At 75.5% G+C, this 16,895-nt stretch carries 17 protein-coding genes; 13 read left to right on the top strand and 4 right to left on the bottom strand.

Annotation, left to right across the window (positions count from 1 at the left end):
- Position 1 precedes the first annotated feature (1 nt).
- The 3 genes from hisC (at position 2) to INN71_RS06600 (ending at position 2,633) form a co-directional block, all read left to right on the top strand.
- Entirely contained in the window at positions 2-1,114 is a 1,113-nt protein-coding gene (gene hisC / locus INN71_RS06610) for a histidinol-phosphate transaminase (protein ID WP_277498086.1), read from the top strand.
- A 49-nt stretch (positions 1,115-1,163) separates the two neighbouring features.
- Complete coding sequence (locus INN71_RS06605) at positions 1,164-1,793, top strand: hypothetical protein (RefSeq protein WP_277498087.1); 630 nt, start codon at positions 1,164-1,166, stop codon at positions 1,791-1,793.
- A 93-nt stretch (positions 1,794-1,886) separates the two neighbouring features.
- Positions 1,887-2,633, top strand: a complete 747-nt coding sequence (locus INN71_RS06600) for a GAF domain-containing protein (RefSeq protein ID WP_277498088.1) — start codon at positions 1,887-1,889, stop codon at positions 2,631-2,633.
- A 3-nt stretch (positions 2,634-2,636) separates the two neighbouring features.
- Here the strand turns inward: INN71_RS06600 and INN71_RS06595 are convergent, their stop codons facing one another.
- Positions 2,637-3,365 carry a GAF and ANTAR domain-containing protein gene (locus INN71_RS06595; RefSeq protein WP_277498089.1) on the bottom strand — a complete coding sequence of 243 codons (729 nt, stop codon included), beginning with the start codon at positions 3,363-3,365 and terminating at the stop codon, positions 2,637-2,639.
- A 144-nt stretch (positions 3,366-3,509) separates the two neighbouring features.
- Between INN71_RS06595 and INN71_RS06590 the strand changes: the two genes are divergently transcribed.
- The 6 genes from INN71_RS06590 to INN71_RS06565 all read left to right on the top strand — a co-directional run bounded on the left by INN71_RS06590 (position 3,510) and on the right by INN71_RS06565 (position 10,555).
- On the top strand, positions 3,510-6,071 hold the full coding sequence (locus INN71_RS06590; protein WP_277498090.1) for a circularly permuted type 2 ATP-grasp protein: 2,562 nt from the start codon (positions 3,510-3,512) through the stop codon (positions 6,069-6,071).
- Positions 6,068-6,976 (top strand): transglutaminase family protein, encoded by a 909-nt coding sequence (locus INN71_RS06585; protein ID WP_277498091.1) that lies wholly within the window; start codon positions 6,068-6,070, stop codon positions 6,974-6,976. Before INN71_RS06590 ends, INN71_RS06585 begins: the two co-directional genes overlap by 4 nt.
- A gap of 63 nt (positions 6,977-7,039) precedes the next feature.
- Positions 7,040-8,137, top strand: a complete 1,098-nt coding sequence (locus INN71_RS06580) for a DUF2510 domain-containing protein (protein ID WP_277498092.1) — start codon at positions 7,040-7,042, stop codon at positions 8,135-8,137.
- A gap of 90 nt (positions 8,138-8,227) precedes the next feature.
- The gene (locus tag INN71_RS06575) at positions 8,228-9,235 is read left to right on the top strand and encodes a putative zinc-binding metallopeptidase (protein WP_277498093.1); all 1,008 of its coding nucleotides are present in this window, start codon (positions 8,228-8,230) and stop codon (positions 9,233-9,235) included.
- Positions 9,236-9,245: 10 nt separating this feature from the next.
- The gene (locus tag INN71_RS06570; RefSeq protein ID WP_277498094.1) at positions 9,246-10,127 is read left to right on the top strand and encodes a hypothetical protein; all 882 of its coding nucleotides are present in this window, start codon (positions 9,246-9,248) and stop codon (positions 10,125-10,127) included.
- A gap of 101 nt (positions 10,128-10,228) precedes the next feature.
- Positions 10,229-10,555, top strand: a complete 327-nt coding sequence (locus INN71_RS06565; protein WP_277498095.1) for a hypothetical protein — start codon at positions 10,229-10,231, stop codon at positions 10,553-10,555.
- 55 nt (positions 10,556-10,610) lie between these two features.
- Here INN71_RS06565 and INN71_RS06560 read toward each other — a convergent pair whose 3' ends face one another.
- Positions 10,611-11,783, bottom strand: a complete 1,173-nt coding sequence (locus tag INN71_RS06560; protein ID WP_277498096.1) for a GAF domain-containing sensor histidine kinase — start codon at positions 11,781-11,783, stop codon at positions 10,611-10,613.
- A 134-nt stretch (positions 11,784-11,917) separates the two neighbouring features.
- On the opposite strand from INN71_RS06560, the gene INN71_RS06555 reads away from it, so the two are divergent.
- The gene (locus tag INN71_RS06555) at positions 11,918-12,928 is read left to right on the top strand and encodes a glutathione S-transferase family protein (RefSeq protein ID WP_277498097.1); all 1,011 of its coding nucleotides are present in this window, start codon (positions 11,918-11,920) and stop codon (positions 12,926-12,928) included.
- Between the two features lie 91 nt (positions 12,929-13,019).
- Entirely contained in the window at positions 13,020-13,967 is a 948-nt protein-coding gene (locus tag INN71_RS06550; RefSeq protein ID WP_277498098.1) for a cation diffusion facilitator family transporter, read from the top strand.
- A 53-nt stretch (positions 13,968-14,020) separates the two neighbouring features.
- On the opposite strand, the gene INN71_RS06545 is transcribed toward INN71_RS06550, so the two are convergent.
- Complete coding sequence (locus INN71_RS06545; protein ID WP_277498099.1) at positions 14,021-14,239, bottom strand: hypothetical protein; 219 nt, start codon at positions 14,237-14,239, stop codon at positions 14,021-14,023.
- A 103-nt stretch (positions 14,240-14,342) separates the two neighbouring features.
- On the bottom strand, positions 14,343-14,555 hold the full coding sequence (locus INN71_RS06540; protein WP_277498100.1) for a DUF2945 domain-containing protein: 213 nt from the start codon (positions 14,553-14,555) through the stop codon (positions 14,343-14,345).
- 202 nt (positions 14,556-14,757) lie between these two features.
- Between INN71_RS06540 and pdhA the strand changes: the two genes are divergently transcribed.
- Together pdhA and INN71_RS06530 are read left to right on the top strand one after the other, a co-directional pair.
- Positions 14,758-15,918, top strand: a complete 1,161-nt coding sequence (pdhA, locus tag INN71_RS06535; RefSeq protein WP_277498101.1) for a pyruvate dehydrogenase (acetyl-transferring) E1 component subunit alpha — start codon at positions 14,758-14,760, stop codon at positions 15,916-15,918.
- The gene (locus INN71_RS06530) at positions 15,915-16,892 is read left to right on the top strand and encodes an alpha-ketoacid dehydrogenase subunit beta (RefSeq protein ID WP_277498102.1); all 978 of its coding nucleotides are present in this window, start codon (positions 15,915-15,917) and stop codon (positions 16,890-16,892) included. The genes pdhA and INN71_RS06530 overlap by 4 nt, the downstream gene beginning before the upstream one ends.
- The last annotated feature ends 3 nt before the right edge of the window (positions 16,893-16,895 follow it).

Genomic DNA, 16,895 nt, shown 5'->3' with positions numbered 1-16,895 from the left:
CATGACCGATCCCGTCCCGGGCGCCGCCGCGCCCACGCCCCGGAGCAGCGTGCTGGCGATCCCGGCCTACGTGCCGGGCCGGCCGCCCACCACCCGCCCGGGCCTCACGTCGTACAAGCTGTCGAGCAACGAGCTGCCCTTCCCGCCGCTGCCCGGCGTGCTGGCGGCCGCGCACGAGGCGGCGGCGCAGATGAACCGCTACCCGGACATGGGCAGCGCCACGCTGTACGCCGCGCTCGCCGACCACCTCGGCGTGCCGAGCGACCGGCTGAGCGTCGCCACGGGGTCGGTCGCGCTGCTCTACCAGCTCGTCGCCGCCTACTGCGAGCCCGGCGACGAGGTGGTGCACGCCTGGCGCTCGTTCGAGGCCTACCCGATCGCCGTGACGGCGGGCGGTGCGCGCGGCGTGGCGGTGCCGCTCGGCCCCGGTCACCGCCACGACCTCGACGCCATGGCCGCGGCCGTCACCGACCGCACCCGCGTCGTCATCCTCTGCACGCCCAACAACCCGACCGGGCCCGCGCTGACGCAGGCCGAGGTGGACGCGTTCCTCGCCCGCGTCCCCGGCCACGTCGTCGTGGTGCTCGACGAGGCGTACGTCGAGTTCGTGCGCAGCGACGACCCCGTCGACGGGGTCGCCACGGTCACCCGTCACGCCAACGTGGTGGTCACCCGCACGTTCTCGAAGGCCTACGGGCTCGCCGGCTTCCGGGTCGGGTACGCCGTCGCCCACCCCGACGTCGCCGCCGCCCTCCGCGCGGTGTCGCTGCCCTTCGGTGTGTCCGCGGTCGCGCAGGCCGCCGCCGTCGCCTCCCTGGCCGAGGGCGGGGCGCTGGCCGAGCGGGTGGAGGCGGTCGTGCAGCGGCGCGCCCGCGTGCTGGCCGGGCTCCGCGAGGCCGGCTGGGACGTCCCCGACGCGCAGGGCAACTTCGTGTGGCTCCCCCTGACCGGTACGACGGCGGGGGCCCCCGACCACGCCGGCACGTTCGCGGCGGCCGCCGAGGAGGCGGGCATCGTCGTGCGCCCCTTCGCGGGCGACGGCGTGCGCGTCACCATCGGCGAGGAGGAGGCGTGCGACCGGCTGCTCGCGGTTGCGTCGGCGTACCGCCGCTGACGGCCACGTCCACAGGTCGCGCTCAGCCTCGGCTGGGAGGATCGGCGCCATGACGCGCCCGCCCCGCCCCGCCCGCGCCGCCCGGCCCCTGGCCGCCGCGGTCGCCTCCCTCGCGCTGGCCGCGCTCACCGCCTGCGGCGGGTCGGACGAGGCGACGGTGACGCCGGAGCCGACGGTCGGCGAGGCGGCGGACAGCTGCACCGCGACCGGTGCCGGGGACGGGTCGGCTGCCGTCGACCCGTCCGTCTCCCCCGCGGACCGGCTGCAGGCGGCGCTCGACGGCCTGCCGGCGGTCGACGGCACGACGAGCACCGAGGGGGCCGGGGTGGTGCCCGCGGAGCTGCCCGCCGACGTGCTGCCCGCCGGCGTCGACCCGGCCGACGTGGCGTCCTACGGCTGCGCCGAGACGGGCTGGTTCCTCCTCCTGCGCTCCACCGACGTGCCCGAGCTGGCCGAGGTCACGACCGACGAACGTCTCGCCGCGGCCGGCTTCGTCGAGGGCGAGGCGTTCGAGTCCGACACCCTGTCCGCGTTGCGCACGTTCGTCCGCGAGGCCGACGGCGTCGTCGTGGGGTTCGCGGTGACGGACGTGGCGACGCAGGACGCGACGTACCCCTCGCGTGTCGGGCTCCTCGTCGCGCCCGCGGTCCCGCAGGCGTCCAGCGCCCCGACCGGCTGACGGCGCACCGGAGCGCGCGGGTTGGGTACCGGCGGTCCACGAGTCGCCCCGACCGGGAGGGGCGGCACCCGAGCAGGAGGTACGTGCGTGGGGATGGAGCCGTTGCCGGAGACCGTGGAGGCGGCAGGCGAGCTCCGCCAGCTGGTCCCGGACCGCGACGTGCTCGAGGAGCTGCGCGAGATCGCCGGCGAGGTGCAGGAGATCGCCCCCGAGTGCGTGGGGCTCAGCATCTCGCTCCACGACCACGGCGCCACCTTCACGCTGGCGTCGACCTCGACCACGACGGCGGCGCTCGACGCGGTGCAGTACCTCGACGGCGGGCCCTGCGTGGAGTCGATGCGCAGCGGCGAGGTGCTGCACCTCGACGTCGACCACGACCGGCTCGCGATCGGGGACGCGGCGACCGAGCCGGTCGACGACTCCCCGTTGGACGAGGGCCGGTGGCATCTCTACTCGGCCGCGTCGGCGGCCACGGGCGTCCTGTCGTCCCTCTCGCTGCCGTTGCTGCGTCGGGGACGCGTGATCGGCGGGGTGAACCTCTACGGCTCGCGGCCCGGGTCGTTCGCCGACCACGTCGAGGAGCTGGCGAGCGTGCTCGGCGCCTGGGCGCACGGCGCGGTGCTCAACGCCGACCTGACGTTCTCCACGCTGGAGGCGGCCCGTCGTACCCCCGGCGAGCTGCGCGACCAGACGACGGTGGCGGTGGCGGCCGGGATCCTGGCCGCCGCCCACGGCATCAGCGTGCTGCGGGCCGAGGAGCAGCTGGTCGAGGCCGCCCGCCTCGCCGACGTCGCCCCCGCGGTGCTGGCCCGCGTCGTCGTGGAGTCCCGCGCCCCCTAGGCCCTAGCTGCCGTCGGCCCCGTCGGCCCCGTCGGCCCCGTCGGCCGGGCCCTCGTGCTCGGTCTGCGCGACGAGGCGCTCGGCGACGTCGCGCAGCTTGGTGTTGCTGTTCTGCGAGGTGCGGGCCAGGAACTCGAAGGCGCGGCTGCGGTCCAGGCCGAACCGCTGCATGACGACCCCGACGGCGACGCCGATGAGCTCCCGCGACTCCAGCGCCTCGGCCAGCTGCGAGCGCTCCCGCACCCCGCCGAGCGCGACGGCCGCGCTGGCGGCGAACAGCTCCGCGAGCTCGAGCGTGCCCTCGTCGAAGGTCTCCTGGGTGGAGGAGTAGAGGTTGAGCCCGCCGAGGGTGTCCTCGTCGACGAACAGCCGCAGCCCCATCTGGGCCTGCAGGCCCTCGCGGACGGCCCGCGCGACGTACCCGGGCCAGCGCTGCTCGTGGCGCAGGTGCTCCACGCGGACGGTGCGCTCCTCGAGGACGGCGTACAGGCAGGGGCCCTCGCCGAGCTCGTACTGCACGCGGTCCAACCCCTTCGCCACGTCGTCGGTGCCCGCGACCGTCTCGAGCGTGCCGTCGCGGCGGGCCAGGGAGACGCTGACGTGGTCGATGCCCGGGATGGTGCGCCGGGCCACCTCGACGATCGTCTGCAGCGTGGTCGGCACGTCCCGGGGGGCGTTGACCTGCCGCAGGGCTTCCTCGGCGGCGCGTGCGAGGGGGGTGTCGGTGCTCACCGGGGTCACGGTACGTGCTGCGGCCCCTTCTCGTGCTTCCTCGCGCAGGAAGAGCCAGGACGGGCCAGGACGGGACGGGGCGGGCGACGGCGCGTGCCCGTGTCAGGGTGTCCCCGTGCCGTGCATGCCGACCGGGGTGGAGCCGTGACCGCCCTCGACGACTACACGGCGGCCCTCGCCCAGCCGCGGCTCGACGCCGGCCCCGAGCGGTACGACGAGCTGGTCGCCCCCGACGGCTCGCTGCGGCCCGCGTGGCGCGGCCTCGCGGAGGTCGCGGTGCGGCTCACCTCCGAGGACCTGGCGCGCGTGCACGGCGAGATCCGCCGGGCCCTCGCCGACGACGGCGTCACCTACGCGGCCCCCGGCGAGGACCTCGCGCCCTGGCGCCTCGACCCGGTGCCCCTCGTGCTCGACCCCGAGGACTGGGCGACCCTCGAGGTGGGCCTGACCCAGCGCGCCGAGGTGCTCAACGCGCTCGCGGCCGACCTGCACGGGCCGCGCCGCCTCCTCGCCGAGGGCGTGCTGCCCGCGCCGCTCGTGCTGGGCCACCCGGGCTACGAGCGGGTGCTGGCCCGCCCCTCGACGGCCGACCCGCGACCGCTCCTGCTGACCGCGTGCGACCTGGGACGGGCCGCCGACGGGTCGTGGCGGGTGCTCGCCGACCGCGCGCAGGCGCCGTCGGGCATGGGCTACGCCATGGAGAACCGCCGCGTCGTCTCCCGCGTGCTGCCCGAGCTCTACCGGCAGGCCGACCTGCACCGGATGGCGCCCTTCTTCCACGCGCTGCGCACGATGCTGCTCAACGCCGCCCCGGGCGACCCGCCCACGCCGCGCGTCGTGGTGCTGTCGCCGGGGCCGCGCTCGGAGACGGCCTACGACCAGGCGTTCCTGGCCAGCACCCTCGGCTTCCCGCTCGTGCAGGGCGATGACCTCGTGGTGCGCGACGGGGCGGTGTGGATGCGCGTGTTCGAGCACCTCGAGCGGGTGCACGTCGTGCTGCGCCGCGTCGACGCCGCCTGGAGCGACCCCCTGGAGCTGCGGGCCGGCTCCCGTCTCGGCGTCGCCGGGCTCACCGAGGCGGTGCGGCGCGGCACGGTGCGCGTCGTCAACGGGCTCGGTGCGGGCGTCGTCGAGAACCCCGGCCTCCTGCCCTACCTGCCGGCCGTCGCCGAGCGCCTCCTGGGCGAGGAGCTGCGCCTCGACGCGGTGCCCACGTGGTGGTGCGGGGACGAGCGGGCCCGCCGCACCGTCCTCGACCGTCTCGACGAGCTGGAGGTGCGGCGCACCGACGGCACCCGCGTCGACGGCACCCGCGACGAGCTGCGCCGCCGCGTCGAGGAGTCGCCGCACACCCACGTCGGCCAGCTGCCGGTCGCGCTGTCGCAGGCCCCCACGGTCTCGTCCGCCCGCACGTCCGCGAGCGGCGCCGCGGTGGCGCCCGGCCCGCTCTCGCTGCGCACCTTCACGCTCTGGCACGGCTCCTCCTACCGCCCGCTCGTCGGCGGTCTGGCGACCGTGCGCGAGCGGCGGGAGGGCCGCCGTACCGTCCCGGCGACCGCCAAGGACGTGTGGGTGCTCAAGCGGGACCCGGCCGAGCCGGACCAGCACCTCGCCCACCAGCTGCAGCTGTCCTACACCGACCCGGGCACCGCGATGGTGCCGCGCGTGCTCGACGACCTCTACTGGTCGGGGCGCTACCTCGAGCGCGCCGAGGACCTGCTGCGGCTCCTGCTCACCGCCCACGCGCTGGCCGACGACTACCGCACCCGCCCGCTGTCGGCCGGCGGCGCGAGCCTCGCGGTCACCTGGGGCGCCGTCCAGGCCCTCTGCCCGCCGCGGTCCGGCCCGGGCGCGGGCCCGGGGCCGGGTGGCGACGGCGGGCACGACGGCGGGTACGACGAGGAGTTCCGCGCCGTCGTGCTCGACGCGACCCGCGCGGGCAGCGTGGCCCAGTCCCTCGCGGCGCTGCGCGCCTGCTCCCTGGCCGTGCGCGACCACCTGTCCGCCGACACGTGGCGCACCTTCGCCGCGCTGGACCGCGCGGCCGCCGACCTGCGGGCCTCCCCCCACAGCCACCGCGTGGAGGAGGTGTGCGGCCGGATGCTCGACGGCGTGCTCGCGCTGACGGGCGTGAGCGCCAACATGGTGCGCGACCCGGGCTGGCACATGATCGGCGCCGGCCGCGCCGTCGAGCGGGTCCACCAGGTCGCCCGCCTGCTGCGGGCGACGCTCGTCGAGCGCCGCGGCCTCGACACCGACCGGCGGGTGCTCAACGCCGTCCTGGGCTCGACCGAGTCCGTGGTGACGCACCGGCGCCGCCACCGCGGCTACGTGAAGGTCGGCAGCACCCTCGACCTGCTGCTGCTCGACAGGGCCAACCCCCGCTCCGTGGCGCACGCGCTCGGCGAGCTCCGCACCCACCTGGCCGCCGTGCCGGGCTCGACGGGCTCCACCCGCCCCGAGCGGCTGCTCGACGAGCTGGTCGAGCGGGTCACCACGGTGGACCCCCGCGCGCTCGTGGCCCTCGGGGGCGAGCGCCGCCCCCACCTCGCGCGCTTCCTCGACGAGGTCGTCGCCGACGTCGCCCGGCTCTCCGACGCGATCGCCCTGCTGCACTTCCCCAGCGGCCCCGGCCCGCGCTCGTTCACCCAGCTGCTGCCCGCCCGGCTCGGCGCGGCCACCGGCACCGAGGAGGGCCAGGCGTGAGGTACCGCGTGTGGCACCGCACCACCTACACCTACGACGCCGACGTCACCGACAGCCTCGGCATCGCCTACCTGACGCCCCGCACGGGCGACCTGCAGCGCGTGGTCAGCCGCGAGCTGACGGTCTCCCCGGCCACCGACGAGGTCCGCGACGACGTCGACGTCCACGGCAACGTGGCGACCTTCTTCCAGGTGGTCCGGCCCCACCGCGAGCTCGTCGTGCGCGCCGAGAGCGTCGTCGAGGTGACCGCGCCGTCGTACGACGCGGAGCTGCTCGCCACCCCGTGGGAGGAGGCCCGCCCGGCCGCCCGCCCCGACAGCCCGGACGCCTGGGAGGCCTGGGACGGGGCGCTGCCGACGCGGCTGGCCGCACCCGGCCCCGAGGTGCGGGAGTACGTCGGGGCGTCGCTGACCCCGGGCCGCCCCCTCGGCGAGGTGCTCACCGACCTGGTCCGCCGGGTGCACGCCGACTTCGCCTACCGGCCCGGCGCCACGACCGTGACCACCTCGGTCGCCGAGGTGATGACCGCGCACGCCGGGGTGTGCCAGGACTTCGCGCACCTCCTGCTCGCCGGCCTGCGCGCCCACGGCCTGGCCGCCCGCTACGTCTCCGGCTACCTGGCCACCACCCCGCCGCCGGGACGCGAGCGCCTCGTCGGGGCCGACGCCACCCACGCCTGGATCGCGGTGTGGGCCCCGGGGCGCGCCGCCGGCGAGGGGCGCGAGCCCGGCACCTGGCTGATGGTCGACCCGACGAACGACACGTGGGTCGACGAGCGCTACGTGACGGTCGCCTGGGGCCGGGACTACGGCGACGTGCCGCCGCTCAAGGGCGTCATCTACACCGAGGCGACGAGCTCCTCGCTGGCCGTCGCGGTCGACGTCGCGCCGCTGTCCGAGGCCTGAGCCCGGCGGCCCGTCGGGCGGGTCGGGAGACACGGTGACCACCCGCGGGCCATGATGGCGCCCATGACGGACGACCGCACGACTCCCGCCGGCTGGTACGACGACGGCTCCGGCACCCAGCGCTGGTGGGACGGCCAGGCCTGGACCCAGCACACCCAGCCCGGCCCCGGCGACCTCGGGGACGCCGCGAGCGGCAGCGCCGCCGGCGACCCCGCCGGCACGCCGGGCGCCGACGGCGGTGCCGGTGCCGACCGCACCCAGGTCGCGCACGACCCCCGCCGCCTCGAGCAGGCGGCCGCCTCGGGCCAGACCGGCCAGCCGGGTCAGCAGGGCCAGCAGGGCCAGCCGGGCCAGCAGGGCGGGTACGGCGCACCCGGCCAGGGCGAGCAGGGCTTCGGCCAGCAGCCCGGTTTCGGCCCGCAGGGCGGGTTCGGCCAGCAGGAGTCGTTCGGCCAGCAGCCCGGTTACGGCCAGCAGCCCGGTTACGGCCAGCAGCCCGGCTACGGCCAGGGCGGCCAGGGTCAGCCGGGCCAGCCGGGTCAGCCGGGGCAGCCGGGCCAGTACGGCGCGCCGGGCTACGGCCAGGGGGGCCAGCACGGCGCACCGGCGTACGGGCAGCAGGGCTGGGGCCCCGGCGGCGCCAGCGCGGCGGCGGGCCACGGCGGCCGCGGCGGCGCCCTCAAGGGCAAGGGCAAGCTGATCGGCATCATCGCCGGCGTGGTCATCGCCCTGGTGATCCTCCTCGTGCTGTTCCTCACGGTGTTCAGCGGCGGGGACAGCGCCGAGGACGCGGCGGAGGAGTACTTCGACGCCGTCGCCGACAACGACTACGAGAAGGCCTGCGAGCTCTCCAGCGAGGACTCCCAGCAGGAGCAGTTCGAGACCTTCGACGGCGTCGACGACTGCGCCGGGCTGGCCGACGAGATCGAGTCCGCCGGCGACGAGGGCGGTTTCTCGACCGAGGACTTCGAGATCTCGACCGAGATCACGAAGGTGACCGAGAACGGTGACGAGGCGACGGTCGAGTTCGACTACACGACCGAGTACACGGGCGACGACGAGGACATCCGCGACGCCGTCGGCGACGAGGCCGAGGAGGGCTCCGACGAGCTCGAGATGGTCCGCGAGGACGGCGAGTGGAAGGTCGTCGACGGGCTCTGAGGCCCGCGACCACCCGCTCGAGCACCGGGGCCCCGCCGCTCCGTCGGCGGGGCCCCGGTGCGCTTCCCCGCCGTGCCACCATTGCCGCTCGTGAAGGCCTTCCGCTGCCGCGTGTGCGACAACGCGCTCTACTTCGACAACTCCCGGTGCGTCTCGTGCGGCACGGCCCTGGGCTTCTCCCGCGCCGAGCGGGCGATGGTTCCCGTCGACGACGAGGGGCGGTACGTCGACGCCGGCGGCACGGCGTGGCACACGTGCTCGCTGCGGCGCGCGGTCCGCTGCAACTGGCTCAGCGCGGAGCCGGGCACGCCCTGCGGGGCCTGCGCGCTGACCCGCACCCGCCCGGCCGACGACGACGCGGAGGGCCTCGCCCAGCTGCCGACCGCCGAGGCGGCCAAGCGCCGGCTGGTGCACGAGCTCGACGTGCTGGGCTTCCCCGTCGTGGGTCGTGACGAGGACCCGGACACGGGCCTGTGCTTCGACATGCTGAGCAGCGTCGAGGAGAACGTCGTCATCGGGCACGCCAGCGGCGTCATCACCATCGACCTCGCCGAGACCGACGACGCCCGCCGAGAGCGCGTGCGGGTCGAGCTGGGAGAGCCCTACCGCACGATGCTGGGCCACCTGCGCCACGAGGTGGGCCACTACGTGGAGTTCAAGCTCGTGACGGGCGACGCGCTCCTGACCCGGTGCCGCGAGCTGTTCGGGGACGACACCCGCGACTACCAGGCGGAGATCGACCGGCACTACTCCGAGGGCCCGCCCGACGACTGGCAGCGGCGCTACATCACGACGTACGCGACGATGCACCCGTTCGAGGACTTCGCCGAGACCTTCGCGCACTACCTGCACATCTCCGACACCGTCGACACGGCCGTCGAGCAGGGCCTGCTGACGGTCAACCCGTCGGTGTTCGGCTCCTTCCGCGACCTGGTGGTCGGGGTCTGGGTGCCGCTGAGCATCGCGCTCAACGAGATCAACAAGTCCATGGGGAAGGACGACCTCTACCCGTTCGTCATCCCCGACCCCGTGCTCGACAAGCTGGACTTCGTCGCCGCCCTCGCCGAGTCCGGCGCCGGCAGCGACGCCGACGTCTGAGGAGGAACACGTGCGCGGACTGCGGACGACGCTCGGCACCATGGTGGCGCTGGTGTTCGCCCTGGTGCTGCCCCTCGCCCTCGTGGCGTCGTGGGCGGACACCGAGGTGGACGACACCGACGCCTACGTCGAGAACGTGAGCGACGTGGCCCGCGACGAGGTCGTGCGCGCCGAGGTCGTGGACCGGCTGGGTACGGCGGTCACCGCCGCCGTCGAGGGCCGCCTGGGCGGCGTCGAGCTGCCCGCGGCCGTCCAGGAGGTCGTCGACGCGACCGTGGAGGACGTGCTCGACAGCGACGAGCTGGTGGCCGCGTGGGAGGAGGCGAACCGCTCGGCCCACGAGCAGTTCCTCGCGATCATGGACGGCCGCGGCGACGGGGAGAGCTTCGAGGTCTCCCTGCGGCCGCTGCTGGACGCGGCGCTGGAGGAGCTCGGGGCGCGGGGCGTGCCCACCGGCGCCGTGCCCGAGGGGGCCATGACGTTCCGGGTGGCCTCGGGTGAACGCCTGGCCGACGTGCGCGACGGCTACACCAGCGTCGTGGGCGCGGGCACGCTCCTGCCCGTCCTCGCCGTGGTGCTGCTCGTCGTGGCCCTCGCGCTGCCCGCCGGACGCTCGCGCCTGGGTGTCGGGCTCGTCGCGGCGATCGGCGCGGCCATCACCTCGGGGGCCCTGCTCGCCGTTCTCGGCGTCGGGGCCGACGTGGCCGAGCTGCAGGTCGACCCGGCCGACCGCGACCTGGCCTCGGCGGTGCTCGAGGTGCTGCTCGCCGGCCTGCGGACCCGGGCGCTGACCGCGCTCGTCGTCGCCGTCGTCGTCGCCGTGCTGCTCGTCGTCGCGCTCGCGGTGGTACGCCGGCGCCGTCCCGCAGCGCCGCCGCGCGCGGCGTACTGAGGCCTGCCGCACGGTCGTCGCGCCTGCGCCGCGCGGCTGCCGCGCGACGGGGGACGTCCGCCGATGGCCGCTGCGGGGCCTGCAGCGGTTAAGTTGCCCAGATGACGAAGAGAACCGTGCCCGTGCTCGCCGAGCGCGCGGAGTCCTACCTGGTGTCCCGGGCCCGCGAGACGACCGAGCCCGTCACGTCCGGCGAGCTGGCCCGCGCGCTGGTGCGCGAGGGCGAGCCGCAGGTCATGCAGCGCAGCGTCGGACCGGTCCTGCAGCACGTGGCGGCGTACGGCTCCGTCTCCTGGTCGCGCAACCTCGTGGCCTGGGTGGTCGACGAGAAGACCGGCGAGCCAAGCGAGCACGTGAGCGGCCTCGGCGACGCCGCCGAGGTGCGCGCCACCACGCACCGCCGCCTGTCCACGGGCGTCTGGGGCTGAGGCCCCCGGCCGGTCGGGGCGACCCGGTCGGCCCCCCGGTCGGCCCCCCGGCGGCTCAGACCGCCGGCAGCTCGAACCAGGCCACCGTGCCGCCGTCCGGGCGCGCCAGCAGCCCGATGGTGCCGCCGTGGGCCTCGACGACGCGCCGGCACGTGGCCAGCCCGAGACCCGATCCGTCGCCACCGGCGGCGTCGAGGCGCACCAGCGGCTCGAACGCCCGCTCCGCGTCCGCGGGGTCGATGCCGGGGCCGTCGTCGGTGACCTCGACCCGCCAGCCCGCCTCGACGCGCCGCGCCCCCACCTCGACGGTGGGGGTGGGCCCGGCGTGCTTGGCCGCGTTGCCGAGCAGGTTGGCGAGCACCGCGGAGAGCTGCACGGGGTCGCCCGGCACGGTGGGCAGCGGCCCGACCTCGAGCCGGGTCCCGGCGAGCGCGTCCCCGAGGTCGGCGACGACGGACGCCGTGGTCGTGGCGAGGTCGACGGGCCGGCGCTGGAGGCTCCCGCCGACCCGGGCGTAGGCCAGCACCTCCGCGACGAGGGTCCGCATGCGGTCCGCGCCGCGCTGGGCGGTGCGCAGGGACTCGACGGCGTCGGCCGGCACGGCGCCCAGCTGCAGCTCCAGCAGCTGCAGGGCCATCGCCACGGTGGCCAGCGGGTTCGCGAGGTCGTGGCTGACCTGCCCGGCGAAGGCGGCGAGGTGCTCGTTGGAGCGCTCGAGCTCGGCCCGCAGGTCCTCGGCGGAGCGCAGGGCGGACTGCAGGGCACGGGTGCGCCGGTCCAGCTCGAGCACGTCGACGACCCGGTCGGCCAGGTGGGCCAGCGAGCGCACGTGGGCGGCGTCGGGCTCGCGCGGCTGGTCGTCGAAGACGCAGAGGGTGCCGATGACGGTGCCGTCGGGCGTGCGGAGCGGGTGGCTGGCGTAGAAGCGGATCGAGCCGCGCTCGCCCGTCACGAAGGGGTGGTCGGCGAAGCGGGGGTCGAGGCGGGCGTCCCCGGTGACGACCGGCTCGTCGCCGTCGACCGCGACGGCGCACATGGTGTGCTCGCGCCGCACCACGGTGGGGGCCATGCCCACGACGGCGACCTGGTGCTGCGCTCCGGCGGTGAAGATGTTGACCGAGGCGAGCGGCACCCCGGCGACCAGCGCGGCCGTCTCGACGACGCCCTGGAGCGCGGCCGGGGGCTGGTCGAGCACCCGGTACTCCGCGATCAGGGTCTCCGCGCTCACCCGTGGGCCTCCCGCTCTCGGTCGTCCGCGCCGCGGCGCGGTCAGGTGGGCACGGTAGCCGCCGGGGCGCCGGTGACGGGCACCGACCGGGCTGTGACCCCGGCGACGGGTGCGGCCTGCCTACGCTGGGGGCCATGAGCGAGGACAGCGGGCCGGGCTACGTCATCAAGGGCGGTGGGTTCGACCGGGACATGAACTACATCCCGGACCGGATCACGGCGGTCGACCCGGCGACGGGTGAGCCGCGGCGTCCCGCGCACGGCCCCGCCGACGTGCCGCTGTGGCCGGTCGAGCCGGGTCGCTACCGCCTCGTCGCGGCGAAGGCCTGCCCCTGGGCCACCCGCGCGATCATCGTGCGGCGCCTGCTCGGGCTGGAGGACGTCCTCTCCCTCGGCACGCCGGGCCCCACGCACGACCAGCGCTCCTGGACCTTCGACCTCGACCCCGACGGCCGGGACCCGGTGCTCGGCGTCGAGCGGCTGCAGGAGTCGTACTTCCGGCGCTACCCCGACTACCCCCGCGGCATCACCGTGCCGGCGATCGTCGACGTCGCCAGCGGCGAGGTCGTCACCAACGACTTCCCGTGGATCACCCACGACCTCTTCCACGAGTGGCGCGACCACCACCGCGCGGACGCCCCCGACCTGTGGCCCGACGACCTCCGCGAGGAGATGGACGTCGTCGACAAGCGGGTCTTCACGGAGGTCAACAACGGCGTCTACCGCTGCGGCTTCGCGGGCTCCCAGGAGGCGTACGACGCGGCGTACGACCGGCTGTTCACCGCCCTCGACTGGCTGGAGGAGCGGCTGGCCGACCGGCGGTTCCTCCTGGGCGACCGGCTGACGGAGTCCGACGTGCGGCTGTTCACGACGCTGGTGCGCTTCGACGCGGTCTACCACGGCCACTTCAAGTGCAACCGGCAGAAGCTGACCGAGCTCCCCGTCCTCTGGGCGTACGCGCGGGACCTCTACCAGCTGCCCGGCTTCGGCGAGAGCACGGACTTCGACCAGATCAAGGCGCACTACTACGTGGTGCACAGCGACATCAACCCGACGCAGGTCGTGCCGAAGGGCCCGGACCTGTCGGGCTGGACGACGCCGCACGGGCGCGAGGCGCTCGGGCCCACGCCCGCCTTCGCCCGCTGAGCCGGGCCCGTCCGGGCGAACGAGAATCAGCCGCAAGGTACCCCCTGGGGGTATGGTCGCGGCGGCATCGGGCGGACGGTCAGGAGGAGCGATGGGGCACGGTCACGGGCACGGCCACGGCGGCCCGGGCGGTCACGGCGCCCACGGGGCCGGCCGGGCGGCGGACCGTCGCCGGCTCCGCATCGTGCTCGCGGTCACCGGCTCGATCATGGTGCTCCAGGCCGTGGGGGGCCTGCTGACCGGGTCGCTGGCGCTGGTCGCCGACTCCGCACACATGGCGATGGACGCCGGTGGCGTGCTGCTGGCGCTGGGTGCGTCGTACGTCGCGGCGCGGCCGGCGGGGGAGCGCTCCACGTTCGGCTACCACCGGGCCGAGGTGGTCGCGGCGCTGGCGAACGCGGTGGTGCTGCTGGGGCTCTGCGCCGTGCTGCTGTGGTTCGGGGCGAGCCGACTCGTCGACCCGGGCGAGGTCGACGCGGGCCCGATGATCCTGTTCGCGCTCAGCGGCCTCGTCGCCAACGGCGTGTCCATGGCGGTGCTGAGCCGCTCCGACACCGGCTCGCTCAACCTGCGCGGGGCGCTCATGGAGGTCGTGGCCGACCTGCTCGGCTCGGTCTTCGCGATCGCCGCCGGCGTCGTGATCCTGGTGACCGGGTGGCAGCGCGCCGACCCTGTCGCCTCCCTGCTCATCGCCGTGATGATCCTGCCCCGCGCCGTGAGCCTCGCCCGGGACGCCCTGCGGGTGCTGCTGGAGGTGGCGCCCGACGACCTCGACCTCGCCGCCGTCACCGCCCACATCCGGTCGATGGACGGCGTGCTCGACGTGCACGACCTCCACGCCTGGACCATCACGTCGGGGCTGCCGTCGCTGTCGGCGCACGTCACCGTGACCGAGGAGGCGCTGGCGCAGCACGGGGTGGGCGGGATGCTCGACCGGATCAGCCACTGCGTGGCGGAGCACTTCGAGGTGCGCCACGCGACGTTCCAGATCGAGCCCGCGACCCACCGCGCCCACGAGGACCTCGGCGAGGCCCACTGAGGCCGCGGGACCCACGGCGGGCGGGCGCCCGCCGTACGGGTTCGTGCCGGCGCTCAGCTGAGGGGCGGGCCGTCCACCGGGTAGCCGCCCTCCTGGCCGGCGATGGTGCCGCCGAGGCTGGCGCCGCCGCCCTGGTCGTCGTCCTGCTGGTGCCGCTCGACGTCCCGCTCGGCCGGCACCTGCTCCTCGTCCGTCCGAGCGGTCTGCGGCGGGGTGTCCTCGCCGGCGACGGCGGAGAGGTCGATCTCGGGGCGGTCGTCGTGTGCGCTCATGGATCGAACGTAGCCACGGCGCCGGGCCCGCCCAAGGCTGCCGGACCAGCGCCCCCGAACGGCCGCCTCGTCGACACCCGGCGGTCGCCGGGCTCGCTCCGGCTCAGTCCCGCTCGACCTCGCTGCGCAGCTTCAGCACCACGGTGCCGTCCTCCTGCTCGATGACGTAGGCCGGGTCGTCGTCGCTGCCGTTGCGGGTGACCTCGTTGCCCTTCGTCGTGCGCGTGACCTTGTCGTGGTGCACCTCGGTGACCGTGCCGCTCGCCTCCGAGCTGCCCCACTTCCACGTGACCGTCGTCCCCTTGCGGATGCTCATCTCGTCAACGTACGTCGGGGGTCCTCAGGTGCGCGCCGGTCTCGCCCGCCGGCGCCCGGTCCGCTACCGTGGTGGCGCCCAGTGACCTGGGTCACAACACTACACACCCGACGACCCGACCGGCGCCCCACCCCCGCGCCGTACCGGGGCCGTCACGACGAGCCCGACGGCGGTGACCCCGCGGCCGGGCGAGGAGCGGGCCATGACGATCCTGACCGGCGCGCCGACCGCACACGAGTCGGCCGACTGCGAACCGGACTACGTGCAGCTGCTGACGCCCGAGGGCGAGCGGCGCGAGCACCCGGACCACCACTTCGACGGCGACGACGACCTCGTCCGCACGATGCACCGCGACATGGTGCTCGTGCGGCGCGTCGACACCGAGGCCACCGCGCTGCAGCGCCACGGCGAGCTCGGCATCTGGGCCCAGCTGCTCGGCCAGGAGGCGGCCCAGGTCGGCGCCGCCCACGCCACCCGGCCCCAGGACTTCTTCTTCCCGACCTACCGCGAGCACGGCGTCGCGTGGGTGCGGGGCGTCGACCCCGCCCACCTGCTGGGCCTGTTCCGCGGCGTCGACCACGGCGGCTGGGACCCGGCGGAGCACAACGTCGGTCTCTACACGATCGTCATCGGCGCGCAGACGCTCCACGCGGTCGGCTACGCCATGGGCCTCACCGCCGACGGCTGCGTCGGCACCGGTGACCCGGCCCGCGACGCCTGCGCGATCGCGCACTTCGGCGACGGCGCCTCCAGCCAGGGCGACGTGCTGGAGTCGTTCGTCTTCGCCGCGACCTACGACGCGCCCGTCGTCTTCTTCTGCCAGAACAACCAGTGGGCCATCTCGGCCCCGATCGAGCGCCAGTCGCGCACGCCGCTGCACTGGCGGGCCCCGGCGTTCGGCTTCCCCGGGGTGCGGGTCGACGGCAACGACGCGCTCGCGACGTACGCCGTCATGCGGTCGGCGACCGACCGGGCGCGCTCGGGCGAGGGCCCCGTGCTCGTCGAGGCCTACACCTACCGGATGGGCGCCCACACCACGACGGACGACCCGACCCGCTACCGCTCCGGCGCCGACGTCGACGCCTGGCGCCGCAAGGACCCGATCGCGCGCGTCGAGACCTACCTGCGCCGCGCCGACGCGATCGACGACGCCTACCTCGCCGCCTTGGACCAGGAGGCGGCCGACCTCGGGGCCGACCTGCGCCGGCGCTGCCGCGAGCTGCCGGACCCGGCGCCCCTCGCGCTCTTCGACCACGTGTACGCCGACACGCCTCCCGAGCTGGCGGAGCAGCGCGACGCCTACGCGGCGTACCTCGCGCAGTTCGACGCGCCGGCCGCGACGACGCCGGGGGTCTCCCGATGAGCCGCGTGACCCTGGCCAAGGCGCTGAACGCCGGCCTGCGGGCGGCCATGGAGGCCGACGACAAGGTCGTGCTGATGGGCGAGGACGTGGGCCGGCTCGGCGGCGTCTTCCGCGTCACCGACGGTCTGCAGAAGGACTTCGGGGAGCGCCGCGTGCACGACTCGCCGCTCGCCGAGTCCGGCATCGTCGGCACGGCGATCGGCATGGCGATGCGCGGCTACCGGCCCGTCGTGGAGATCCAGTTCGACGGGTTCGTCTACCCGGCGTACGACCAGATCGTCTGCCAGCTCGCGAAGATGTCCTACCGCTCCCAGGGACGGGTGCGGCTGCCCGTCGTCATCCGCATCCCGTTCGGCGGCGGCATCGGGGCGGTCGAGCACCACAGCGAGAGCCCGGAGGCGCAGTTCGCGCACACGCCCGGCCTGAAGGTGGTGGCCTGCTCGAACCCCGTCGACGCCTACTGGATGATCCAGCAGGCGATCGCCTGCGACGACCCGGTGATCTTCCTGGAGCCGAAGCGGCAGTACCACGGCGACAAGGCCGAGCTCGACACCACCGCCGAGCCGCCGCCGTTCCTCGCCTCTCGCGTCGTGCGCCCGGGCACCGACGCCACGCTCGTCACCTACGGCCCCATGGTGCGCACGTGCCTCGCCGCCGCCGAGGCCGCCGTGCCCGAGGGCCGGTCGCTCGAGGTGATCGACCTGCGCACGCTCTCCCCGCTCGACCTCGGCCCCGTCGTGGAGTCCGCGCGTCGCACGGGCCACGTCGTCGTCGCCCACGAGGCCCACACCAACCTCGGCATGGGGGCGGAGGTCGCCGCCCGCGTGAGCGAGCAGTGCTTCTACTCCCTCGAGGCGCCCGTGCTGCGGGTCGGCGGCTTCGACGTGCCCTACCCCGCCGCCCGCAACGAGCACCACTTCCTGCCCGACCTCGACCGCGTGCTCGACGCCGTCGATGCGTCCCTGGCCTTCTGAGGA

It is taken from the genome of Nocardioides sp. ChNu-153 (assembly GCF_030466625.1).
Classification (GTDB): domain Bacteria; phylum Actinomycetota; class Actinomycetes; order Propionibacteriales; family Nocardioidaceae; genus Nocardioides.
The sequence above is the reverse complement of the archived record's forward strand: the minus strand, read 5'-3'. Positions and strand labels throughout refer to the sequence as shown.

Bases quoted from the DNA above. Each gene is read 5' to 3' on its own strand.
- hisC (WP_277498086.1), top strand. From the start codon at position 2: ATGACCGATCCCGTCCCGGGCGCCGCCGCGCCCACGCCCCGGAGCAGC.
- INN71_RS06605 (WP_277498087.1), top strand. From the start codon at position 1,164: ATGACGCGCCCGCCCCGCCCCGCCCGCGCCGCCCGGCCCCTGGCCGCC.
- INN71_RS06600 (WP_277498088.1), top strand. From the start codon at position 1,887: ATGGAGCCGTTGCCGGAGACCGTGGAGGCGGCAGGCGAGCTCCGCCAG.
- INN71_RS06580 (WP_277498092.1), top strand. From the start codon at position 7,040: ATGACGGACGACCGCACGACTCCCGCCGGCTGGTACGACGACGGCTCC.
- INN71_RS06565 (WP_277498095.1), top strand. From the start codon at position 10,229: ATGACGAAGAGAACCGTGCCCGTGCTCGCCGAGCGCGCGGAGTCCTAC.
- INN71_RS06555 (WP_277498097.1), top strand. From the start codon at position 11,918: ATGAGCGAGGACAGCGGGCCGGGCTACGTCATCAAGGGCGGTGGGTTC.
- INN71_RS06550 (WP_277498098.1), top strand. From the start codon at position 13,020: ATGGGGCACGGTCACGGGCACGGCCACGGCGGCCCGGGCGGTCACGGC.
- INN71_RS06545 (WP_277498099.1), bottom strand. From the start codon at position 14,239: ATGAGCGCACACGACGACCGCCCCGAGATCGACCTCTCCGCCGTCGCC.
- INN71_RS06540 (WP_277498100.1), bottom strand. From the start codon at position 14,555: ATGAGCATCCGCAAGGGGACGACGGTCACGTGGAAGTGGGGCAGCTCG.
- pdhA (WP_277498101.1), top strand. From the start codon at position 14,758: ATGACGATCCTGACCGGCGCGCCGACCGCACACGAGTCGGCCGACTGC.
- INN71_RS06530 (WP_277498102.1), top strand. From the start codon at position 15,915: ATGAGCCGCGTGACCCTGGCCAAGGCGCTGAACGCCGGCCTGCGGGCG.